An 18,465-nucleotide genomic window follows, 5' to 3' on the forward strand; every position below is an offset into this window, starting at 1 on the left:
GGGGGTGAGCGGGAAGGCTGCAGGACAGTCGAGCTGCCGGCACGACGCACATCGCTTCCGTCACGCTGCTGCCCATGGGTCCACGATGCGCAGCCCCGCAGCCCCGCAGCTTCGAACGGGCTCGTGTCGCGGGTGGCGACCATGAGACCGTGCGTGGCGACCGTCGCGGCGATGAAGCCGTCTGCCCTGCCGATCGCCCGGCCGGCCTCCCGCGCGCGTGCCATGAGGTCGGCATAGGCCGCGGCGGCGTTGAGGTCGAAGGGCAGGACCCGGTGCTCGAACAGCGGCAGCACCTCGGTCTCCAGGCGCCGGTGGAGCGTGTCGTGCCGCCTGCCCACCGGCAGGGTGACGAGGCCGAACCGGAGATCGGCCACGGTGATGGCCGACAGGTACAAGGTCTCGATCGACTGGGCATCGATCCAGGCGAGCACCCGCGGATCGGCTGCCGGCCGCAAGGGCTCGGAGACGACGTTGGTGTCGAGCAGGATCACTCGAAGCCCGGTGGCTCGTCCGGCCTTCGATCCCGGATCCGATCGAAGCGCCCGACATCCTCCTCCGTCAGGTCCGCCTCGCGGCCGATCGAGGCCAGAAGCGTGCCGAGCCGGACGCGCTGCGCCGGGCGTACCGCCGCTTCGAGGATATCGCGCATCTCGGCTTCCGTGCTGCGGCCGTGCTGAGCCGCACGGACCTTCAAGGCGCGGTGCGCCTCCTCGGAGAGGTTGCGGATGGTGACGGCGGGCTTGAAGGGCGTCCCTCATCGGGTCGGCGGCTTCGATAGCAAATCGCGTGATTTGTCATCAACTCTCGTCGCGCCGTCGACCGTCCGGCGCCCGACCCGGCCCATACCTGCGCACGAAAAAAGCGCGGCCCCGGAGGACCGCGCTTTCAGAGGAAGACGACGGTGGCCCTCAAGGGCCACCGCCGATCGGCTCGGCGATCACTCGCCGCGCGGCTGGCGCTCGCGGGAGCGGTCGGCGTCGCGCTGGGCCTTCAGCTTCTCGGTCAGGTCCTCGCCGGTCTGCTGGTCGACGACCTTCATCGAGAGGCGGATCTTGCCGCGATCGTCCTGGCCGAGGAACTTCACCTTCACCTTGTCGCCCTCCTTCACTACGTCGGTGACCTTGGCGACGCGCTGGGCGGCGAGCTCGGAGATGTGGACGAGGCCGTCCTTGGCGCCGAAGAAGTTGACGAAGGCGCCGAACTCCATCGTCTTCACGACCGTGCCCTCGTAGATCATCCCGATCTCGGCCTCGGCCACGATCGAGCGGATCCAGTTATAGGCCGCCTTGATCGCCTTGCCGTCGGCCGAGGCGATCTTGATGATGCCGGTATCCTGGATGTCGATCTTGGCGCCGGTCTTCTCGACGATCTCGCGGATCACCTTGCCGCCGGTGCCGATCACTTCGCGGATCTTGTCGGTCGGGATCTGCATCGTCTCAATGCGCGGCGCGTGCTCGCCGAGCTCGGGACGGGCGGCGGTGAGCGCCTTGGACATCTCGGCGAGGATCGTGGCGCGGCCGTCCTTGGCCTGGGCCAGGGCCACCCGCATGATCTCCTCGGTGATGCCGGCGATCTTGATGTCCATCTGGAGCGAGGTGATGCCCTCCTCCGTGCCGGCCACCTTGAAGTCCATGTCGCCGAGATGGTCCTCGTCGCCGAGGATGTCCGACAGCACCGCGTAGCGCTCACCCTCGAGGATGAGGCCCATGGCGATGCCGGCCACCGGACGGCGCAGCGGCACGCCGGCATCCATCAGCGACAGCGAGGCGCCGCAGACCGAGGCCATCGAGGACGAGCCGTTCGACTCGGTGATCTCCGACACGACGCGGATCGTGTAGGGGAACTCGTGGGCGGCCGGCAGGACCGGGTGCACGGCGCGCCAGGCGAGCTTGCCGTGGCCGATCTCGCGGCGGCCGGGCGAGCCCATGCGGCCGGTCTCGCCCACCGAATAGGGCGGGAAGTTGTAGTGAAGGAGGAACGTCTCCTTGTAGGTGCCCGAGAGCGAGTCGATGAACTGCTCGTCGTCGCCGGTGCCGAGGGTGGCCACCACCAGCGCCTGGGTCTCGCCGCGGGTGAACAGCGCCGAGCCGTGGGTCCGGGGCAGCACGCCGACCTCGGAGACGATCGGACGCACGGTCTTCACGTCGCGGCCGTCGATGCGCGAGCCGGTGTCGAGGATGTTCCAGCGGACCACCTTCGACTGGGCCTCCTTGAAGGCGGCCTTGATCTTCTCGGCCTCGAAGCGGGCCTCGCCCTCGACTGGCGCCAGCGCGGCCATCACCTTCGCCTTCACGGCGTCGACGGCGGCGTAGCGCTCCTGCTTGATCGTGTTCTTGTAGGCCTCGCGCAGCTCGGTCTCGCCGACCTCGAGCACGGCCTTCTCGACCTCGGAATTGTCCGCGGGCTGGAAGTTGCGCGGCTCCTTGGCGGCCTTCTCGGCGAGCCGGATGATCGCCTCGATGACCGGCTGGAAGTGCTTGTGGCCGAACATCACGGCCCCGAGCATCACGTCCTCGGACAGTTCCTTCGCCTCGGACTCGACCATCAGCACGGCGTCCTGGGTGCCGGCGACGACGAGGTCGAGGGTCGAGCCCTCCATCTCCTGGATGGGCGGGTTGAGCTTGTACTGGCCGCCGACATAGCCGACGCGGGCAGCGCCGATCGGGCCCATGAACGGCACGCCCGAGAGGGTCAGGGCCGCCGAGGCCGCCACCATGGCGAGGATGTCGGGATCGGTCTCGAGGTCGTGCGAGAGCACCGTGACGACGACCTGGGTGTCGTTGCGCCAGCCCTCGACGAAGAGGGGGCGGATCGGCCGGTCGATCAGGCGGGAGACCAGGGTCTCCTTCTCGGAGGGACGGCCCTCGCGCTTGAAGTAGCCGCCCGGGATGCGGCCGGCGGCGTAGGTGCGCTCCTGGTAGTTCACCGTGAGCGGGAGGAAGTCGATGCCGGGCTTCGGCTCCTTCATCGACACCACGGTGGCGAGCACCGAGGTCTCGCCGTAGGTGGCGACCACGGCGCCGTCGGCCTGGCGGGCGACCTTGCCGGTCTCGAGCACGAGCTTGCGCCCGCCCCACAGCAGCTCTTCGCGTTGAACGTCGAACATGTTCGTCATGCCTTCCTGCGGTCCGGGAGGGCGGCGCCAGCGCAAGACGGCGAGGGGCTCGAGGGTGAGCCACCGGCGATCCTGCCCTGGCGGTCGCGGCCCGCGTTCCTCGCGGGTCCCGGAGTGAGGGCGGCCGGACCCATTCCGGCCCGCCCGGGGCGGGGGCGCATCCCGTCTCCAGGGAGACGGGCGGCCTCTCGCGAAAACGCGGCCCGGACCGGTGCCCGAACCGCGTGGGTCCCGCCTTAGCGGCGGATGCCGAGGCGCTCGATGAGGGCGCGGTAGCGGGCCTCGTCCTTGCGCTTCAGGTAGTCGAGGAGCGACCGGCGCTGCGAGACCAGCTTGAGCAGGCCGCGGCGCGAGTGGTTGTCCTTGGTGTGGGTCTTGAAGTGCCCGGTGAGGTTCTGGATCCGCTCGGTGAGGATCGCGACCTGCACCTCCGGCGAGCCGGTGTCGGTCCCGCCGCGGGCATGTTCCTTGATGAGCGCGGTCTTGCGCTCCGCCGTGATCGACATCGCGTGTCCTTTCAGTGTGACGGGTCTAAAGGGGCGCGGTCCCCGCATCGGGGCCGCCTTCCGCATGGCTCGGCCGGGCCGGGATGTCGTCCAGCGCGGTCTGCCACGGCGAAAAACCTCGCCGTATGCGGGCGAGGGTGGCGCACCTCTACACGAAAGCCCCGGCGCTTGCCACTCCCCCTCGGGCGCTTCGCCCGCGCGCGGTTTCGTCACGCCCGCGGCGGTCCGGCCGCGAACGGCCGAGCTCGAACCCGGTATACCCCCAAGCAGTTTGGTCGCCATTCACCACGACGCGAGAGGATTCTCGATGACCACCACCGCGACCAAGGCCGGCTCCGCCACCGACGAGACCGTGCAGTCGATCTACGTCACGGCTCTGCGCAACACCCACGCCCTCGAGAAGCAGGCGGCGCAGATGATCCAGCGCCAGATCGAGCGCTACGAGCACTATCCCGAGCTGACCCAGGCCCTGCGGCTGCACAAGAGCGAGACCGACCAGCAGGTCACGCGCCTCGCCGACCTGCTGCACGGCCACGGCGAGGACCGCTCGCTCATGAAGGACATGGTGACCCAGACGGTGGGCAACGTCGCGGCTCTGGTCCACAGCGTGACCGGCGACGAGGTGCTGAAGAACCTCTACACCGACTACTCGGTCGAGACCTACGAGATCGCCGCCTACACCTCGCTGATCACGCTCGCCGAGGAGGCCGGGCACGCCCGCGACGTCGCGACCCTGCGCCTCTCGCTCCAGGAGGAGGAGCGCATGGCCGAGGCGGTGTTCCAGCAGATCGTGCCGGTGACGAAGGGCTACGTCGCCCGCGAGGCCCGGGGCGAGAAGGCGGACCGGTAGGGTCGTCCGCAGGACGGTGCAGACCGGCTCACGACACCATCCGGGGCCCCATGAGGCGCGGGATCCCCTCTCCCACACGGGAGAGGGGACTGGCTCCGTTCTCGATCCGGTGTCGCCCCGGACACGCCCGCGCTTGCTGCGAGCAGGACGACCCGCGCCTACTTCGCCCGCTCGTGCTCGGCGAGGCCCACCGCCTTGTAGTCGTAGGTCGGGTAGAACTCGGTGCGGTAGGCGCCCCAGGCGGTGTCCTCGAGGACGCGGTTGACTTCGCGCAGGCGCGTCGCCGGCAGGCGCAGGACGATGATCTGGCCGATTCCCATCGCGACGGTCCAGGACACCACCTCCATGCCCGGCGGCGGGAAGGCCTTGTAGAAGCCCTGCCTGGCGAGCTGGGCGTTCAGCTCGGAGAGCGGCCGCGACTGGTCGTGGCGCAGGAAGACCGTGAGCAGCACGGCGTTGTCCGGCGTCGCCGCCGCCGAGCCGACGGGCGGTGCCGGTGCGGTCTGCGCCCGGGCGGGGAGGGCGAACGCGGCGCCGAGCAGCAGGGCTGCGAGCGTGACCGATCTCATGCCTGATCCTGACATCGCGGGTGGGAGGGCCGCCGGCGCGGGGTATCGGACGACCGGCCGCCGCTCAACGCGACGCGGCGGGGTTCGATCCCATGAACTAACAAAAGCTCGCCGGATCACAGCAGCCTGCGGGCGAACTGCACGAAGCCGGACGCCGCCGCCGCGATGCGGCCGCTCAGGGCCGGCGCCGCCACCGGGAGCCGGCCCGCGAACTCTTGGCGGACCATTCCGAGAATGTCGTCCACCTCCGCCTCGCGCCCGGTGCCGGGTCCGAGCCGCGCCAGCTCGTTCACCGCCCGCGGCGGCGCGTCGGCGACGCGGGCGCTCCAGTCGGTGCCCCAGATCCGGCGGGCGAGGGCGTCGTTGCCGCGCTCGTAGACGGCGCGGACCCGCTCGATCATCCGGGGATCGAGGGCCCGGAACGGTTCGGCGTCGAGGCCGCGCGCGTGGGTCAGGGCATCGATGCGCGCGGTGACCTCCCGGGCGAGCCCCTGCGCGCCGCCGGTCCCGTCCGCCCGCAGGCGGCGCGACACCTCGACCCCGACCGGGCCGAGGCTCTCGTTGGTACGGTAGGCGAGGTCGGCCGGGGTCAGGAGCGGCATGAGCCGGTCGGCGAGCCCGAGCTCGGCCGCGATCCGCTCGACCAGCGGCGCCGGCGAGCGTCGGTCCTGCATCGGCACGAGATGCACGCGCCACGCGGCGGCGCGCGCCCAGGCGTCGAGGCCCCGCCGGTAATCGAAGCGGCGTGCCCGCAGCTCGGCCTCGAAGGCTGCCGCGAAGGCCCGGGCCTCGCGCAGGAACTGGATCCGCCAGGTATATTGCGACTGCAGGTAGGCCGCTTGCGGCCGCACCGTCATCAGGATCTCGGGCCGGAAGCCCCGGCGCTCGAACAGGCCGCAGAGCAGCTTCGGCGCCCGGTGCCAGGGCGGCAGCAGGCACAGGCTCTCGTAAGAGAGGAGGGCGACGTCGTCCCGGCTCTCGGCCAGCGCCCGGTCGAGGCGGGCCAACAGCTCCCCGCGCTCGCACCGGGGCCGGCGCCCGTCCAGGGTCTCGCCGAGATGCTGATGGCTGACATGGGGCGCCGCCGCCGAGGCCGGCGTCAATGCGGGGTAGAGGATGCCGGCCCTGGCGAGATCGTCCCGGCGGGTATGCAGCAGCATCTGCAGCGACGAGGTGCCGGTGCGGGGCGTGCCGATATGGATGATGGCGCGGCGCATCGGGGCTCAGCGCGCCCCGTTCCATGTCTCCGGGCGCCGCGTCCGGCGCGGCGACGTGCGGTCGACCGGGACCATGCGATCATCCCCCGTATGCCTGCCGGGGTGCCTTGCGCAGCGGCGTCCCGCAGGGGCCGGCGCGCAGCGGCCCCGCGATGCCGCTCCTGGTTGCGGACCGCGTTAGGCCGCCTCCACCACGCGAGTTCAAGCGCGAACACGGCGATTTTGCGGCGTTTCAGTCCTGGGATCGAGCAGACACGGTGGCATTGGGAGACATGGAGGCGTCGAGCTGCGATCAGCCCGGATGGCAAGCCGTTGATATTGGCGTGTTTTCGGTGGCGGCAGGCCGGTCTACGAAGCCGGAAATCTATTTTGCATGTAAATATTGCGAATGTTGTGTCCGGGATTGACACAACATTGCTGAGGATGGCGGTCTGGCGTGGGCCGCCACCGGCTCAGCGCAGGCCGCCGCCGACCACCCCGGCCTCGACGGCGAGCGTCAGGCGGTCGGTGACCGCCCACTCGACCCCGACATGCGCGTCCGGGCGCACAAAGATGTCATCGCGCGAGAACGGGGCCAAGACCGGCGTCGCTCCCGCCCGCAGCGTCCCGTGCACAGCCGCCGCGCCGGCCCGGGCATAGAGCAGCACGTCCGGCGTCAGCAGCGCGCCGACCTTCACCTGCACCCCGCCGGCGAAGTCGCGGGTATAGGCGAGCCCGCCGAAGCCTGGCGTCAGGCCGCCGGAGGTCGCGGCGAGGTAATCGAAGCCGCCGCTGATGCCGTAGACGAACCGGCCATCCTGCCACAGCCGCCCGCCCTCGAACCCAATGGTCGGGCCGGCATAGCTGCCGAAGCGCCGCGACGACACCGCCTCGAACCCGGTCGACAGGCGGGCGTAGGAGCCGGACCAGCGGCCCGCCCCGTCGAGGCCGTCCACGGCGAGCGCCCCTTCCGACAGGGCCCGGGGCCAGGCGAAGACCGGCAGGAGGCCGAAGCCGACCAGGGCCTGCGCCGCGCCGGGATCCGGCCTGAGAGCGGCAAGGCCGAGGACGAGGCAGGCCGCGAGGCGGCGGACGGGACGGGAAGGCGCGAATCCGGTCATGGCCGCAGGATAGCCGAAGCGTGAGGGCTCCGCATCGGGCGCCGCGGCCACGCCGGCTGCCGGAATGCGGACAGGCCTCCGGCGCGCTCGCGGCAGGGCTGTTCGGGCCAGGACAGGACGCGGGTGTCTCCTCGCCCCGCGGGCGGGGAGGGGGTCACGGCCCCTTTGTCGGGGCTGCGACAAGCGCAGGCGCGGCCGGAGCGAGGGGGCGGTGCCGGATGAGGCTCTGCCGGAAACATCCCCTCAACCCCCGCGGCGAACCTGCGGTTCGCTGCGGGCTCCCTTCACCCCCGACGAGGGGGCGGGATCGCTCCGATCCCCAAGGCCTCCCCCGCCCGCGGGGACAGGGGGGAACCCGGCGACGTTCGAGTGGGGGAGGGGCCCCCGGCCGGCCCTGCAACGAACGAAGCGAAACGCTGCGCGCCCTTGGCGGCGCGCAGCGAGGTGAACCGCGACGGCCTCCCGCCGGTCACGCCGACAAGGCGGGCGCCATCGCGGCGGACGGGGCCCGGCGCCGGTCCATCACCGAGACCGCGATGGCGGTGAGGAAGGCGAGCGGCATCGTCACGAGGGTGGGCGGGTCGAGGGGGAAGAGCGGGGCGGGGTTGCCCAGCACCTTCACCCAGACCGGGGGCCCGAGCACCGTCAGCAGGACCGCGCCGACGAGGCCGGTGACGCCGCCGGCGATCGCCCCGCGGGTGGTCAGCCCGCGCCAGTAGAGCGCCAGGATCAGGAGCGGCAGGGTCGAGCTGCAGCTCACCGCGTAGGCGAGGCTGATCATGTAGGCGACGTTCTGGCTCTGGAAGGCGATGCCGAGCAGCACCGACAGCAGCCCGAGCCCGACCGTGGCGAGGCGCGAGACCCGGATCTCGCTGCGCTCGGTGGCGCTATTCCGGCCGAGGATGCGGGCGTAGAGGTCGTGGCTCACCGCCGAGGCGCCGGTGAGGGTGAGGCCCGCCACCACCGCCAGGATCGTCGCGAAGGCGACCGCCGAGACGAGGCCCATCAGGGTGTGGCCGCCGAGCGCGTGGGACAGGTGGATCGTCGCCATGTTGCCGCCGCCGCGGATCGCCCCCTTGGCGTCGAGATAGGCCGGATCGCCGGCGACGATGGCAAGCGCCCCGAAGCCGAGGACGAAGATGAGGGCGAAGAAGCCGCTCTGGCACATCACCGCCCAGAACACCGAGACGCGGGCCGCGCGGGCATCCGGCACGGTGAAGAAGCGCATCAGCACGTGCGGCAGGCCGGCGGTGCCGAGCATCAGGGTCATGCCGAGCGACACCGACTGCCAGATGCTGCCGGCATAGGCCTGCGGCATCATCATGCCCTCGTGCTTGGGGTGCACGGCGATCGCCCGGGCGACCAGGGCGTTGTAGTCGAAGCCGAAGCGGGCGAGCACGAGGAGCGAGATCGCGAGGCCGGCGCCGAGCAGCAGCACCGCCTTGACGATCTGCACCCAGGTCGTCGCCACCATGCCGCCGAACATCACGTAGACGATCATCAGGGCGCCGACGAGAACCTGCGCGTAGAGGTAGTCGAGGCCGAAGAGCAGCCGGATCAGCTGGCCGGCCCCGACCATCTGGGCGATGAGGTAGAACATCACGATGACGAGGGTCGCGACCGCGGTGAAGATCCGGATCGGGGTCTCGGACAGCCGGGTCGCCAGCACGTCGGCCACGGTGTAGCGGCCGAGCTTGCGCAGGCGCTCCGCCACCAGGAACACCACGAAGGGCAGGCCGGTGGCGTAGCCGACCGCGAAGATCAGCCCGTCGAATCCCGAGGCGCAGATGAGGCCGGCAAGGCCCAAGAGCGCGCCGGCCGAGATCATGTCGCCGGCGAGCGCGATGCCGTTCTGGAAGCCGGAGATCTGGCCGCCGGCGGCGTAGAACTGGTCGGCCGAGTTCGCGCGCCGCGCCGCCCAATACGTGATGCCGAGCGTCACGAGCACGATGGCGACGAACATCGTCACCGCCACGGGATTCATGCCGCCGCCGGATTCGGCGGCGAGGGCGGGCGTCGCGGCGCCCGCGAGGACGAGGACGGGAAGGAGGGACCTGTTCATGCGTCGGGGGCCTTTCAGCGCGCGGTCATGCGGTTGGCGAGGAGGACGTAGGTGCCGGTGAGCACCATCGTCGACAGGATGCAGAGGAGTCCGAAGACGGTCGCGACCGTCACCGCCATGCCGGGGGCGATGGGGGTCGTCATGGTGGCGGGCGAGGCGATGAAGGTGCCGACGAAGGCGGCGTAGATCAGGGTCTGGATCGCCGCCATGATCCAGCCGAGCCGCGCCTGCGGCAGGTCGTCGTTCGGGTTGTGCAGAGGGGATCGCTCGACGGACATGATTAGACCTCCGTTCTGATCAGTAAAAGGGGGGCGATCGGCCGCTATTCGGCCGCCTTCGGGAAGTCTTCGGTGCCGGCGGCCACTACGCGGCCGAAGCCGTTGTTGACCCGGCTGCGCTGATACTTGTTGAGCCAGGTGCTGAACTGCACCGGCAGCATGTCGTAGGGGCGCTCCTCGCCGAGCACCATGGCGGCGTAGACCGGCCAATGCGGGTTCGCCAGCATCGGCCGGCCGAGCATCACGAGGTCGACTTGGCCCTCGCGCAGGATCGCGTCGGCGAAGACCGGGTCGGCGAGGTTCCAGTTGGCGGCGGTGAGCACGCCGGCCTCCTCGCGGATGCGCTGGGCCGCCGGCACCATGAAGCCCTCCTCGTCCCACGGCGTCTGGGCCCGGCCGGAATTGCCGCCGAACGACACGTCGACGAGGTCGAGGCCCCGCGGCGCCAGCAGCCGGGCGAGCTCCACGGAATCGTCGAGGGTCTGGCCGCCGGGGGCGAACTCGGTGACGCCGAAGCGCATCGAGAGCGGCAGCCGCTCGGGCCATTCCGCCCGCACCGCCTCGAACACCTCGACCAGGAGCCGGCTGCGGCCGGCAAAGTCGCCGCCGTATTCATCCGTGCGGCGGTTGGCCAGCGGCGAGAAGAAGCTCGACAGCAGGAAGCCGTGGGCGCAGTGGATCTCGAGCCACCGGAACCCGGCCTCCCGCGCCCGGCGCGCCGCCTCGGCGTAGTGCCGGACCACGTCGCGGATGTCGTCGTGGGTCATGGCGCGCGGCACCCGCGGCATGTTCCCGCCGAAGGCCTCGGCCGAGGGGCCGATCACCTCCCAGGCGTCCGGGTGATCCTCGGGCAGGTGCCCGCCGCCGCGCCACGGCGGCTCGACGCAGCCGCGCCGGCCGGTATGGCCGAGCTGGATGCCCGGCACCGCCCCCACCGAGTCCACGAAGCGGGCGATGCGGGCCAGCGCCTCGCCCTGCTGGTCGTTCCAGATCCCGGCGCAGTGGGTCGACATGCGGCCCTCCGGCGCGACGGCGGCCTGCTCCACCACCACCAGGGCGGCCCCGCCCGCCGCCTTCGAGCCGAGATGCGCCAGATGCCAGTCGGTCACCAGCCCGTCCGGCGACGAGAACTGGGTCATCGGCGATACGGCGATCCGGTTGCGCAACGTGACGTCGCGGACCTGCAACGCGCTGAACAGAGAGGACATCCGGTCTGGTCTCCAACTCCGCCCGCCCCCCAAGCTTCTGGCGGGGAAACGTGCGAACTGCCCGAAAATCGATCGCTCTCGACAAGAAACGAGCACCCGAATGCCCGCTCATCTACCGGCGACGACTTGCTCGACCGGAAGACTGCCCGTACCTTCCCGGAGCGTTCTTCCACAATCGCGCCGCGATCGATCAGAAACCGGCCAACCGGAAATCGGCCAATCGAAACCAGCAAGGCGGAGCGAGGGGACGCCGGGAGGGGCGCGGCACCGGGATCGACACGATGACGCTCACGACGATGCAGATGCGGGACATCGGCGCCTGGCCGAGGAACGTCGTGCTCGCCGGCAGCACCGGGCGGGGCTGGCGCAACATCCACGCGCAGCACGTCGCGGTGGAGCCGTGGACCGGCACGCTCGATCCGGTCGGCAATCCCTGCCTCGGCTACTGCGTCAACCGCCCGGCCCAGGTGCACCGGCGCATCGGCCGGGGCGGGCCGGCCGAGACCCGTACGCTTCGCCCGCGCCAGTTCCACCTGATCCCGGCCCATGACGCGAGCGAGTGGCAGCGGCGGGGCCGGTCCGAGATGCTGGCGATGCATCTGAGCCAGGAGCTGATCGACGACGTCGCCGGGCGGATGTGGAGCGCCCCGGCCGCGCGGGTCGCGCTCGACGTGCCGCTCGGCACCGCCGACCCGCTGCTCGAGCAGCTGGCGCTCGCCATCCTGGAGATCATGCGCGAGCCGCCGGACCCGTCGGCGCGCCTCTACGTCGACGAGCTGGTCCACGCCATGGCGGTCCGCCTGGTCCGGGCCTACACCGCCAACGGCCGGTCCGCACGCTCCGCCCCGGACACCGATCGGCTCGACCGGGCGGATCTCGCCCGCCTGCGCGACCTCGTCGAGGCGCATCTCGCCGAGGACCTCTCCCTGGAGGCGATGGCCGGCGCGATCGGCGTCTCGCCGCGCTCCCTGTCCCGCGCCGTGCTGCAGCACTGGGGGACGAGCGTGCACCGCTACGTGCTGTCGCGCCGCCTGGAGCGGGCCAAGACCCTGCTGCGCGCCACCGACCACACGGTCGCGTCGATCGCCCTCGATACCGGCTTCTCGAGCCAGAGCCACCTGGCGACGGTGTTCCGCAAGACGACGGGGCTGACGCCGAAGGCGTTCCGGCTGGGCGGGGCGTAGCGGCGGGGTCGGTGCGCGTCGCGGCGGCCGGCTGTCCGGGGTGGCCGGCCTCTCTGGGAAGGGGACGGATCACACCGGCTCACCCGTCCGACGACCCCCGGGCCGCCTCGTATTCCGCCAGATCGGCCGCATCGGTGATCCGCTCGCGGGCGGCCCGGTCCAAACGCTCGGCCACGCGGGCGATCGACGGCGCCGCGTAGGGCCGCGCGGCGTGCAGCGCGCCGAGGGTCTTGGCGAGGCGGAGCGTGACCTCGATCTCGGCCAGGCCCTCGCGGATCAGCGGCCGGAAGGCGTCGGTCAGCATGTCGTCGAGCGTCGGGCGCGGGACATGGACCGGGGGCCGCTCGGCCAGCTCCTCACCCGTCGGCTCGTCGGGCGGCAGGTGCAGCAGCACGCGCAGGAGGGCGTTCAGCACCTCGATCGCGGTGCCGGGATCGTTGGTGGCCGGCGCCAGCGCCCGGCTCGCGATCTCCGAGAGCGCGATCAGGCCCAGGCGCGGATCCTGGTCGAAGCGCCGGTGCCGCTCGATCGTGAAGGCGTGGGCCAGACCCTTGGTCAGTTTCCTCCCCACCGTCTCGCCATCCTCGCCCGCGACGTGCAGGACCGGCCGGGTCGGGTGAACGAGGGTGCCCGGCAGGGCGGCGACGTGGAGCACGAGCCCGTGCCGCTCCGCGAGTGCCCCCAGGGAGGCGACGTCGATATGGGTGACGTAGCCGGTCGCCTCGGCGAAGACCGGCCGCGCGCCGGCGGGCACCGGCACCGCCGGCCGGCCGCCGAGGCGCGGATCGGCGGAAAAGGTCCGCATCGCCGCGGTGGCGGCCTCCTCGACGCGGTCGATCACGTCGCCCATGCGCCCGAAGCCGGTGATGTGGCCGATCCAGCGCAGGAGCGTGACCACCACCACGGCGACGACCAGGACGGTGCCGGAGAACAGCACGACGCGGCCGCTGTCGCCGTAGACGCTCGATTGCAGGCCGATGATGCCGACGACCGAGAACACGAAGGCGCCGAGGAAGGTCGAGAGCGCGTTCTGCGAGGTCGGGTCGCCGATCAGGAGCTGCGTCGCCCGCGGCGTCGCGAGCTGGGTCGCCGAGCCGTAGGCGCTGACCATCGCGGTGAGCGAGAAGGTCGTCACCGCCAGCATGCTCGACGCCATGATCTGCAGGATCGTCCCGACCGCGTCCTGCCCGAGCCGGCCGGTCAGGTCGCCCGGCAGGAACGGCCCGACGAAGGCGGACACGACCGCGAGGCCGACGCCGAACAGGCTGATCAGCGCTGCCCGGAACCAGACCTGCCGGATGATCCGCCGTCCGATCCACGCCCACCGGCCCATCTGCCCTCGCCCCTCCGACGGGATCCTGCGATCCCCCGGGCTGGATTCTAGGGCAGAGGGGCCGGTGCGGCAGGCGCGTCCGTCAGTGGTCCGGCCGCCCGGGTGGAGAATCGCCCTCCTGCTCGGCGCGGTCGCGGTCGAGCTGCGTCAGCAGCTCGGCGAGGCGGGGGTCGAGCCCCTCGTCGAGGACCGGCTCGTACAGGGCCTGAAGGTAGCGGCCGAGCCGCTCCCGGCTCGCCGCATCGAGGGTCGGCCCGCCCTCCGGCGGCTCGCCGGGCTGGGACGCGCCGGATCGAGGCGTATGGGAATCGGATGCGATCATTGGTCCTAACATTGGCGGCCGGGCGGGTCCGGCAAGATCCCGAGAACCGACATCCTCGCCCGACCCCGTTGGCCGACACCCCGCGCCGGTTGCCCGACACCGGTGCGGCGCCCGGTGCTCTTGAGCATGGCAACCTCGATCCTGGCAATCTTGCCGCGCGGCTCCAGCACGATCCGCCGCGCAGCGGACATGTGATGGCGTTCATCCGGTGGTCGATCGTCCTTCCGCCGTGCTGGAACTTGTGCCGGATCTTCGCAGTTTGCCCACCCTCCGCACGCAGGATTGTTCGAAGCGGGACTGTTGGACGCGAGACGGGAACCGCGTCTATGCGCTACCGTTGGCTCGCCGGGGCATTCGGAGTGACCAGATCGATGCGCTTGCTAACGATGACCTTGGGTGTCCCGCTCGTCCTCGCCTGCGGCTTCGCCGCCCCCGCCCTCGCGCAGTCCGGCCGTCCGCCGGCGCTCCTCATCCACGGCAATTACTGCGGCCCGGGCAACAACGCGCCGCTGCCGCCGATCGATGCCCTCGACGCGGCCTGCGCCCGCCACGACGCCTGCACCCCCCGCGGCGGGATGGCCACTCCCGCCTGCAACGCCCGCCTGCAGCGCGAGGCCGAGCTGATCTCCCGCGATCCGCGCCAGCCGGAGGACATTCGCGACGCCGCCGGCTTCGTCGCCTTCGCGGCGGGCATGATGCCGTCGCGGCAGGTGGCTCAAGCTCCCGTTCAAGACGTCCCCGCCCAGGCGGCGCCGTGGTCGCGCCCCGTCCAGGCGGCGCCCTGGGCGCGCCCCGTCGGGCATGCCGCCCTCCCGCCTGCATCGGCCGACGAGGACGACGAGTAGGCCGTCCCGTCAGAGCGGGTATTTCACGCCGGTCAGCGTCTCGGACAGCGCCCAGAGTCGCGCCGCCGTCTCAGGGTCGCGGGCATGCGGCTCGATCGCGGCCGGCGCCGGATCGCCGCGGATCTCCCACAGGCCGTCCGGGCCGTAATAGCCGCCGCCCTCGGCCTCCGGCGCCGTGGCGGCGTAGAGCAGCGGCAGCGCTCCTCGCGCCGCCGATTGCCCGACGAGCCCGAGCAGCCCGGCGCCGATGCGCGCGGCGAGCGGCCCGGCCCGGTCGCCGCGCCGGGCGATGGCCGTCGCCGCCAAGCCGGGATGGGCGGCGATCGACCGGACCGGCGCGCCGGCGGCGCGCAGGCGCCGGTCGAGGTCGCGGGCGAAGAGCAGCATCGCGAGCTTGGTCTGGCGATAGGCCGATTGCGGCCCGTAGGCGTGCTGCCGCTGCAGGTCGTCGACGGTGATCCGGCCGGAGCGGTGCGCGATGCTCGCCACCGCGACCACCCGCGTTCCAGGCTCCCGCCGCAGGTGCGGCAGCAGCAAACCGGTCAGGGCGAAGTGGCCGAGATAGTTGGTGGCGAGCTGGCGCTCGAACCCGTCCTCGGTCTCCTCGCGCCGGGGCACCGCGGCGATGCCGGCATTGAGGAGCAGAATGTCGACCGGCCCTCCCTCCGCCGCCCACGCCGCCGCGAAGGCCCGCACCGAGGCGAGGCGCGCGGTGTCGAGGGCGCGGATCTCGATTCGCGCTGCCGGATGCGCCCGGCGGATCGCCGCGGCTTGCCGCTCGGCCTTGCCGGCATCCCGGGCCGCGAGCACGATTTCGGCCCCCGCTCCGGCGAGTGCCAGGGCCGCCTCGTAGCCGATGCCGCTCGTTCCCCCGGTGACGAGGGCGCGGCGCCCGGCCTGCGGCGGGATCATGGCGGTGGTCCAGGGCATCCGCTGACTCCTCACGCATGGAACAGCACCCGAGATGGGGCCGTCGACGGGCGTCGGAAGAGGCCGGGGCGGATCGAAACCGGCGCCGCGCACGTTTCTTGCCTGCTTGCCTCACGTGTTGACGCACGCATAGATTGCATGACCGGCCCGCTGCGGGTCCGGGGACGTGAGGGGTCCCGCATGATCGCTCGGCTGATCTCCACCTGGCGGCCGCACCGGATGCCCGAGGCCGGTGAGACAGCTCCGGAGGGGACGGGCGAGGGCGAGACCTGCCTGGCCGCGCCGCCGGAGGCGGTCGCCCACCTCCCCCCGATGATCCCGCTGACGCCGCCGCCCGCCGTGAACGACGGTCCCGAGGGGGCTCTGTACGACGAGGTCGCGGCGGCGTTGCGGGCGGCGGGGTACCTGCCGGGGGCTTAGGACGCATACCAGGCCGTCTCATGCCCTCGGCGTCATCCCGTGGCCGCGCAGCGGAGCCCGGGATCCGTAGCCGCTGCTTCAGGACGGGGCGGTCGGCGCGCTGCCCCGTTCCGGAACTCAGCGGTCAGGGATCGTGGTTCCTCTCCGGCGAGCCCCGGGGCGACGTCGAGCCTTGGAGGCACGTCGGCTCAACGGGCTGCCACGACCCGCGATCTGGCTGATGCGGTCGGGCATTGCGCCGTCCTTCGCCGCGGCTCTCCCTCCAGCCGCCGCCGGGTCGATGGCTCCGGGTGCGCGTGCATCGCCGCCCGCGGCGAGCTTGCGCTGGTCCCTGCCCCAGGGTCGCCGAAGTGGCTTTACCGGATCGTCGAACCTGATAACGATTGCAACCAGAACGAAACGTCCTGGGGAGGGCTGCTGTCGTGCTCGACTGCGGTGACGACGCGGCCCGACACGCTCGGGAGCGTCGGCTTCGACGGCAGCCAGGACTTGCAGGACTCCGCCGGCGACGGCACGCCGGCGGCGATCGTCGTCGAGGGCCCGTTCCCGATCGGCGAGCCCGGCGTCGCCGAGGTGCCGCCCGGGCAGACGGTGCGGAAGGTCATCGACACCGGCATGGTGCCCGTGACGAAGGACAGTGCCGGGACGGCGAGGCGAGGAGCGTGCTGACGTCATGACGTGGCATCGCCGTCGGGCTCGGCCGACCTGAAATCGTCCGGTCATTCCAGATCTACGACAGCGGCGCCCGGAACGACGTGGAGGAGGGGACGGCTGGGGCCGTTCCAGCTGGCTCGTCGCCCCCACCCTCGAGGACCCCCATGCACCCCGCCACTCCCCGCACCCACGCCCGCACCGGCCTGACCCTCACCGCTCTCGGTCTCGGCGGCGCGCAGATGGGCGGCCTCTACCAGGCGACGAGCCTCGCCGAGGCGGCCGGCGCGGTCCGGGCGGCCTGGAGCCGGGGCGTCCGCTACTTCGACACGGCGCCGTTCTACGGCTTCACCCGTTCCGAGCGCCGGCTCGGCACCCTGCTCACCGAGGAGAAACGGGACGCCTACGTCGTCAGCACCAAGGTCGGCCGGGTGATGGTGCCGGACCCGGGCGTCGGCCCGATGGAGGAGGGCTACGCCGATCCGCTGCCGTTCCGACCCACCTTCGACTACAGCCACGACGGGGTGCTGCGCTCCTTCGAGGCGAGCCGGCAGCGCCTGGGCATCCTCGATCCCGACATCCTCTACGTCCACGACATCGGCCGCTTCACCCACGGCGACCGCCACGCGCATCACTGGGACCAATTGACGACGGGGGGCGGCTTCCGGGCGCTGGCCCGGCTGCGGGCCGAGGGCGCCGTGCGGGCGATCGGCCTCGGCGTCAACGAGTGGGAGATCGTCGCGCAGGCGATCGACGCCGCCGACCTCGACCTCTGCATGCTGGCCGGGCGCTACACGCTGCTGGAGCAGACCAGCCTCGGCCTGATGGAGACCTGCGCCCGTCGCGGCATCGGGATCGTGGTGGCGGGCGCGTTCAATTCCGGGCTGCTCGCCGGCCAGACCACCTTCAACTACGCCGAGGCACCGCCCGCCATCGCGGCCCGGGCGCAAGCCCTGCGCACGGCCTGCGCGGAGGAGGGCGTGCGGCTGGAGGCGGCCGCGCTGCAATTCCCGCTGCTGCACCCGGCCGCGCTCACGGTCGTCACCGGCGCGCGCGACGCCGCGCAGGTCGAGGCCAACGCCGCCTGGTTCGAGGCGCCGATCCCGGCGGGGTTCTGGGACCGGCTCAAGGCGCGCGGCCTCATCGACGAGGCCGCGCCGGTCTGACGGGCGCGGGCCTCGGCGCTCTCCGGCGGCCACGCGGTCATCCCCGGCCGTCCTCGGCGAGTCCCGCCGCGATCCTGGCGGCGAGGTCGGAATCCGGCATCGTGCGCCACGCCTCGTCCAGGGTCAGCCGCACCGAATGCGCCCCGCCGGACGGCGTGCAGACCACCGCCCGGCGCCCCTCGCCGGCAAGCTTCTCCTTGGCCGCCTCCGGCATCTCGGCCAGCGCCTCGATGCAGGTCCAGGCGGTGCCGTCCGGGGTCGTCACGTCGCGCGCGTCGGTCATGGTGCTCGGTCTGCTCCGGTCAAGGTGTGGGCGGCTTGCGCGAGGAGGCGCGCCAGGGTGCCGGGATCGACGTAGGCGAGATGGATGCGCACCATCGGCCGCCCCTGGTCGCCCCGGTCCGCCGCGAAGGTCCGGGGCTCGGCTGCGATCAGCAGCGCGCGCTCGTCCTCGCCGATCGGCACCACCAGCGACACCCCGTCCTCCGCCAGCCGGGCGAGACGCCGCCGGCCGATCCGCAGGACCGGACCGGCCGCGCTCGCCTGCTCCGTGACGCCCGGCACCGTGCCGGCCGCCCGGCGGGCAACCTCGAACCAGAGCGAGGGTTTCCGCGGCGGGACCGCGCGGCGGGGTCGGGGCTGTCGAGGCATCGTTCTGCAACGCGCGCGGGGATCGGTCGGGATCCCGGCCAGTCCGCCGATGTTGCAC

Annotated in this window: 20 protein-coding genes and 1 pseudogene; 6 read left to right on the top strand and 15 right to left on the bottom strand. The window is 72.0% G+C overall.

Annotated features, from left to right (window positions below; all coding sequences use genetic code 11):
- Positions 1–80: 80 nt before the first annotated feature.
- The 4 genes and pseudogenes from FF100_RS36840 to rpsO all read right to left on the bottom strand — a co-directional run.
- A pseudogene (locus tag FF100_RS36840) lies at positions 81–491 on the bottom strand (PIN domain-containing protein); the annotation flags it as partial.
- Positions 488–727 carry a FitA-like ribbon-helix-helix domain-containing protein gene (locus tag FF100_RS01075; protein ID WP_139033711.1) on the bottom strand — a complete coding sequence of 80 codons (240 nt, stop codon included), beginning with the start codon at positions 725–727 and terminating at the stop codon, positions 488–490. The pseudogene FF100_RS36840 and the gene FF100_RS01075, both read right to left, overlap by 4 nt.
- A 210-nt stretch (positions 728–937) precedes the next feature.
- A complete protein-coding gene (gene pnp / locus FF100_RS01080; RefSeq protein ID WP_139033712.1) occupies positions 938–3,106 on the bottom strand; it encodes a polyribonucleotide nucleotidyltransferase in 2,169 nt (722 codons plus the stop codon).
- 245 nt (positions 3,107–3,351) lie between these two features.
- The gene (rpsO, locus tag FF100_RS01085; protein ID WP_048427462.1) at positions 3,352–3,621 is read right to left on the bottom strand and encodes a 30S ribosomal protein S15; all 270 of its coding nucleotides are present in this window, start codon (positions 3,619–3,621) and stop codon (positions 3,352–3,354) included.
- 307 nt (positions 3,622–3,928) lie between these two features.
- Between rpsO and FF100_RS01090 the strand changes: the two genes are divergently transcribed.
- On the top strand, positions 3,929–4,471 hold the full coding sequence (locus FF100_RS01090; protein WP_139033713.1) for a DUF892 family protein: 543 nt from the start codon (positions 3,929–3,931) through the stop codon (positions 4,469–4,471).
- Positions 4,472–4,629: 158 nt separating this feature from the next.
- Here FF100_RS01090 and FF100_RS01095 read toward each other — a convergent pair whose 3' ends face one another.
- The 6 genes from FF100_RS01095 to FF100_RS01120 all read right to left on the bottom strand — a co-directional run bounded on the left by FF100_RS01095 (position 4,630) and on the right by FF100_RS01120 (position 10,905).
- On the bottom strand, positions 4,630–5,040 hold the full coding sequence (locus tag FF100_RS01095) for a hypothetical protein (RefSeq protein ID WP_205824726.1): 411 nt from the start codon (positions 5,038–5,040) through the stop codon (positions 4,630–4,632).
- A gap of 116 nt (positions 5,041–5,156) precedes the next feature.
- A complete protein-coding gene (locus tag FF100_RS01100; RefSeq protein WP_139033715.1) occupies positions 5,157–6,257 on the bottom strand; it encodes a hypothetical protein in 1,101 nt (366 codons plus the stop codon).
- A gap of 452 nt (positions 6,258–6,709) precedes the next feature.
- On the bottom strand, positions 6,710–7,357 hold the full coding sequence (locus FF100_RS01105; protein ID WP_139033716.1) for an outer membrane protein: 648 nt from the start codon (positions 7,355–7,357) through the stop codon (positions 6,710–6,712).
- Positions 7,358–7,826: 469 nt separating this feature from the next.
- A complete protein-coding gene (locus FF100_RS01110; protein ID WP_139033717.1) occupies positions 7,827–9,419 on the bottom strand; it encodes a sodium:solute symporter family transporter in 1,593 nt (530 codons plus the stop codon).
- A gap of 14 nt (positions 9,420–9,433) precedes the next feature.
- The gene (locus FF100_RS01115) at positions 9,434–9,697 is read right to left on the bottom strand and encodes a DUF485 domain-containing protein (protein ID WP_139033718.1); all 264 of its coding nucleotides are present in this window, start codon (positions 9,695–9,697) and stop codon (positions 9,434–9,436) included.
- Positions 9,698–9,741: 44 nt separating this feature from the next.
- Positions 9,742–10,905: an NADH:flavin oxidoreductase/NADH oxidase gene (locus FF100_RS01120; protein WP_139033719.1), complete on the bottom strand. Its 1,164-nt coding sequence runs from the start codon at positions 10,903–10,905 to the stop codon at positions 9,742–9,744.
- Positions 10,906–11,186: 281 nt separating this feature from the next.
- Here FF100_RS01120 and FF100_RS01125 point away from each other — a divergent pair, with 281 nt between their 5' ends.
- On the top strand, positions 11,187–12,089 hold the full coding sequence (locus FF100_RS01125; protein WP_139033720.1) for a helix-turn-helix domain-containing protein: 903 nt from the start codon (positions 11,187–11,189) through the stop codon (positions 12,087–12,089).
- Between the two features lie 79 nt (positions 12,090–12,168).
- Here the strand turns inward: FF100_RS01125 and FF100_RS01130 are convergent, their stop codons facing one another.
- Positions 12,169–13,422, bottom strand: coding sequence for a DUF2254 domain-containing protein (locus FF100_RS01130; RefSeq protein ID WP_139033721.1), 1,254 nt, complete (start codon positions 13,420–13,422; stop codon positions 12,169–12,171).
- Between the two features lie 82 nt (positions 13,423–13,504).
- Complete coding sequence (locus FF100_RS01135; RefSeq protein WP_139033722.1) at positions 13,505–13,744, bottom strand: hypothetical protein; 240 nt, start codon at positions 13,742–13,744, stop codon at positions 13,505–13,507.
- A 371-nt stretch (positions 13,745–14,115) separates the two neighbouring features.
- Between FF100_RS01135 and FF100_RS01140 the strand changes: the two genes are divergently transcribed.
- The gene (locus FF100_RS01140) at positions 14,116–14,589 is read left to right on the top strand and encodes a phospholipase A2 family protein (RefSeq protein ID WP_246101864.1); all 474 of its coding nucleotides are present in this window, start codon (positions 14,116–14,118) and stop codon (positions 14,587–14,589) included.
- A gap of 9 nt (positions 14,590–14,598) precedes the next feature.
- On the opposite strand, the gene FF100_RS01145 is transcribed toward FF100_RS01140, so the two are convergent.
- The gene (locus FF100_RS01145) at positions 14,599–15,519 is read right to left on the bottom strand and encodes an oxidoreductase (RefSeq protein WP_139033723.1); all 921 of its coding nucleotides are present in this window, start codon (positions 15,517–15,519) and stop codon (positions 14,599–14,601) included.
- A gap of 180 nt (positions 15,520–15,699) precedes the next feature.
- Here FF100_RS01145 and FF100_RS01150 point away from each other — a divergent pair, with 180 nt between their 5' ends.
- From FF100_RS01150 to FF100_RS01160, 3 genes are all read left to right on the top strand, one after another.
- Positions 15,700–15,939: a hypothetical protein gene (locus FF100_RS01150; RefSeq protein WP_139033724.1), complete on the top strand. Its 240-nt coding sequence runs from the start codon at positions 15,700–15,702 to the stop codon at positions 15,937–15,939.
- A gap of 435 nt (positions 15,940–16,374) precedes the next feature.
- A complete protein-coding gene (locus tag FF100_RS01155; protein ID WP_139033725.1) occupies positions 16,375–16,608 on the top strand; it encodes a type 1 periplasmic-binding domain-containing protein in 234 nt (77 codons plus the stop codon).
- A gap of 149 nt (positions 16,609–16,757) precedes the next feature.
- Positions 16,758–17,756 carry an aldo/keto reductase gene (locus FF100_RS01160; RefSeq protein ID WP_139033726.1) on the top strand — a complete coding sequence of 333 codons (999 nt, stop codon included), beginning with the start codon at positions 16,758–16,760 and terminating at the stop codon, positions 17,754–17,756.
- A gap of 37 nt (positions 17,757–17,793) precedes the next feature.
- Here the strand turns inward: FF100_RS01160 and FF100_RS01165 are convergent, their stop codons facing one another.
- Positions 17,794–18,039, bottom strand: a complete 246-nt coding sequence (locus FF100_RS01165) for a hypothetical protein (RefSeq protein ID WP_139033727.1) — start codon at positions 18,037–18,039, stop codon at positions 17,794–17,796.
- Entirely contained in the window at positions 18,036–18,407 is a 372-nt protein-coding gene (locus tag FF100_RS01170) for an MmcQ/YjbR family DNA-binding protein (protein WP_139033728.1), read from the bottom strand. The genes FF100_RS01165 and FF100_RS01170 overlap by 4 nt, the downstream gene beginning before the upstream one ends.
- Between the last annotated feature and the right edge of the window lie 58 nt (positions 18,408–18,465).

Source organism: Methylobacterium terricola, from assembly GCF_006151805.1.
Classification (GTDB): domain Bacteria; phylum Pseudomonadota; class Alphaproteobacteria; order Rhizobiales; family Beijerinckiaceae; genus Methylobacterium; species Methylobacterium terricola.

Coding starts and splice junctions, on each gene's coding strand:
- FF100_RS01165 (WP_139033727.1), bottom strand. CDS start 18,039: ATGACCGACGCGCGCGACGTGACGACCCCGGACGGCACCGCCTGGACC.
- FF100_RS01115 (WP_139033718.1), bottom strand. CDS start 9,697: ATGTCCGTCGAGCGATCCCCTCTGCACAACCCGAACGACGACCTGCCG.
- FF100_RS01125 (WP_139033720.1), top strand. CDS start 11,187: ATGACGCTCACGACGATGCAGATGCGGGACATCGGCGCCTGGCCGAGG.
- FF100_RS01170 (WP_139033728.1), bottom strand. CDS start 18,407: ATGCCTCGACAGCCCCGACCCCGCCGCGCGGTCCCGCCGCGGAAACCC.
- FF100_RS01110 (WP_139033717.1), bottom strand. CDS start 9,419: ATGAACAGGTCCCTCCTTCCCGTCCTCGTCCTCGCGGGCGCCGCGACG.
- pnp (WP_139033712.1), bottom strand. CDS start 3,106: ATGTTCGACGTTCAACGCGAAGAGCTGCTGTGGGGCGGGCGCAAGCTC.
- FF100_RS01160 (WP_139033726.1), top strand. CDS start 16,758: ATGCACCCCGCCACTCCCCGCACCCACGCCCGCACCGGCCTGACCCTC.
- FF100_RS01150 (WP_139033724.1), top strand. CDS start 15,700: ATGATCGCTCGGCTGATCTCCACCTGGCGGCCGCACCGGATGCCCGAG.
- FF100_RS01095 (WP_205824726.1), bottom strand. CDS start 5,040: ATGAGATCGGTCACGCTCGCAGCCCTGCTGCTCGGCGCCGCGTTCGCC.
- FF100_RS01145 (WP_139033723.1), bottom strand. CDS start 15,519: ATGCCCTGGACCACCGCCATGATCCCGCCGCAGGCCGGGCGCCGCGCC.
- FF100_RS01090 (WP_139033713.1), top strand. CDS start 3,929: ATGACCACCACCGCGACCAAGGCCGGCTCCGCCACCGACGAGACCGTG.
- FF100_RS01120 (WP_139033719.1), bottom strand. CDS start 10,905: ATGTCCTCTCTGTTCAGCGCGTTGCAGGTCCGCGACGTCACGTTGCGC.
- FF100_RS01130 (WP_139033721.1), bottom strand. CDS start 13,422: ATGGGCCGGTGGGCGTGGATCGGACGGCGGATCATCCGGCAGGTCTGG.
- FF100_RS01140 (WP_246101864.1), top strand. CDS start 14,116: ATGCGCTTGCTAACGATGACCTTGGGTGTCCCGCTCGTCCTCGCCTGC.
- FF100_RS01135 (WP_139033722.1), bottom strand. CDS start 13,744: ATGATCGCATCCGATTCCCATACGCCTCGATCCGGCGCGTCCCAGCCC.
- rpsO (WP_048427462.1), bottom strand. CDS start 3,621: ATGTCGATCACGGCGGAGCGCAAGACCGCGCTCATCAAGGAACATGCC.
- FF100_RS01100 (WP_139033715.1), bottom strand. CDS start 6,257: ATGCGCCGCGCCATCATCCATATCGGCACGCCCCGCACCGGCACCTCG.
- FF100_RS01105 (WP_139033716.1), bottom strand. CDS start 7,357: ATGACCGGATTCGCGCCTTCCCGTCCCGTCCGCCGCCTCGCGGCCTGC.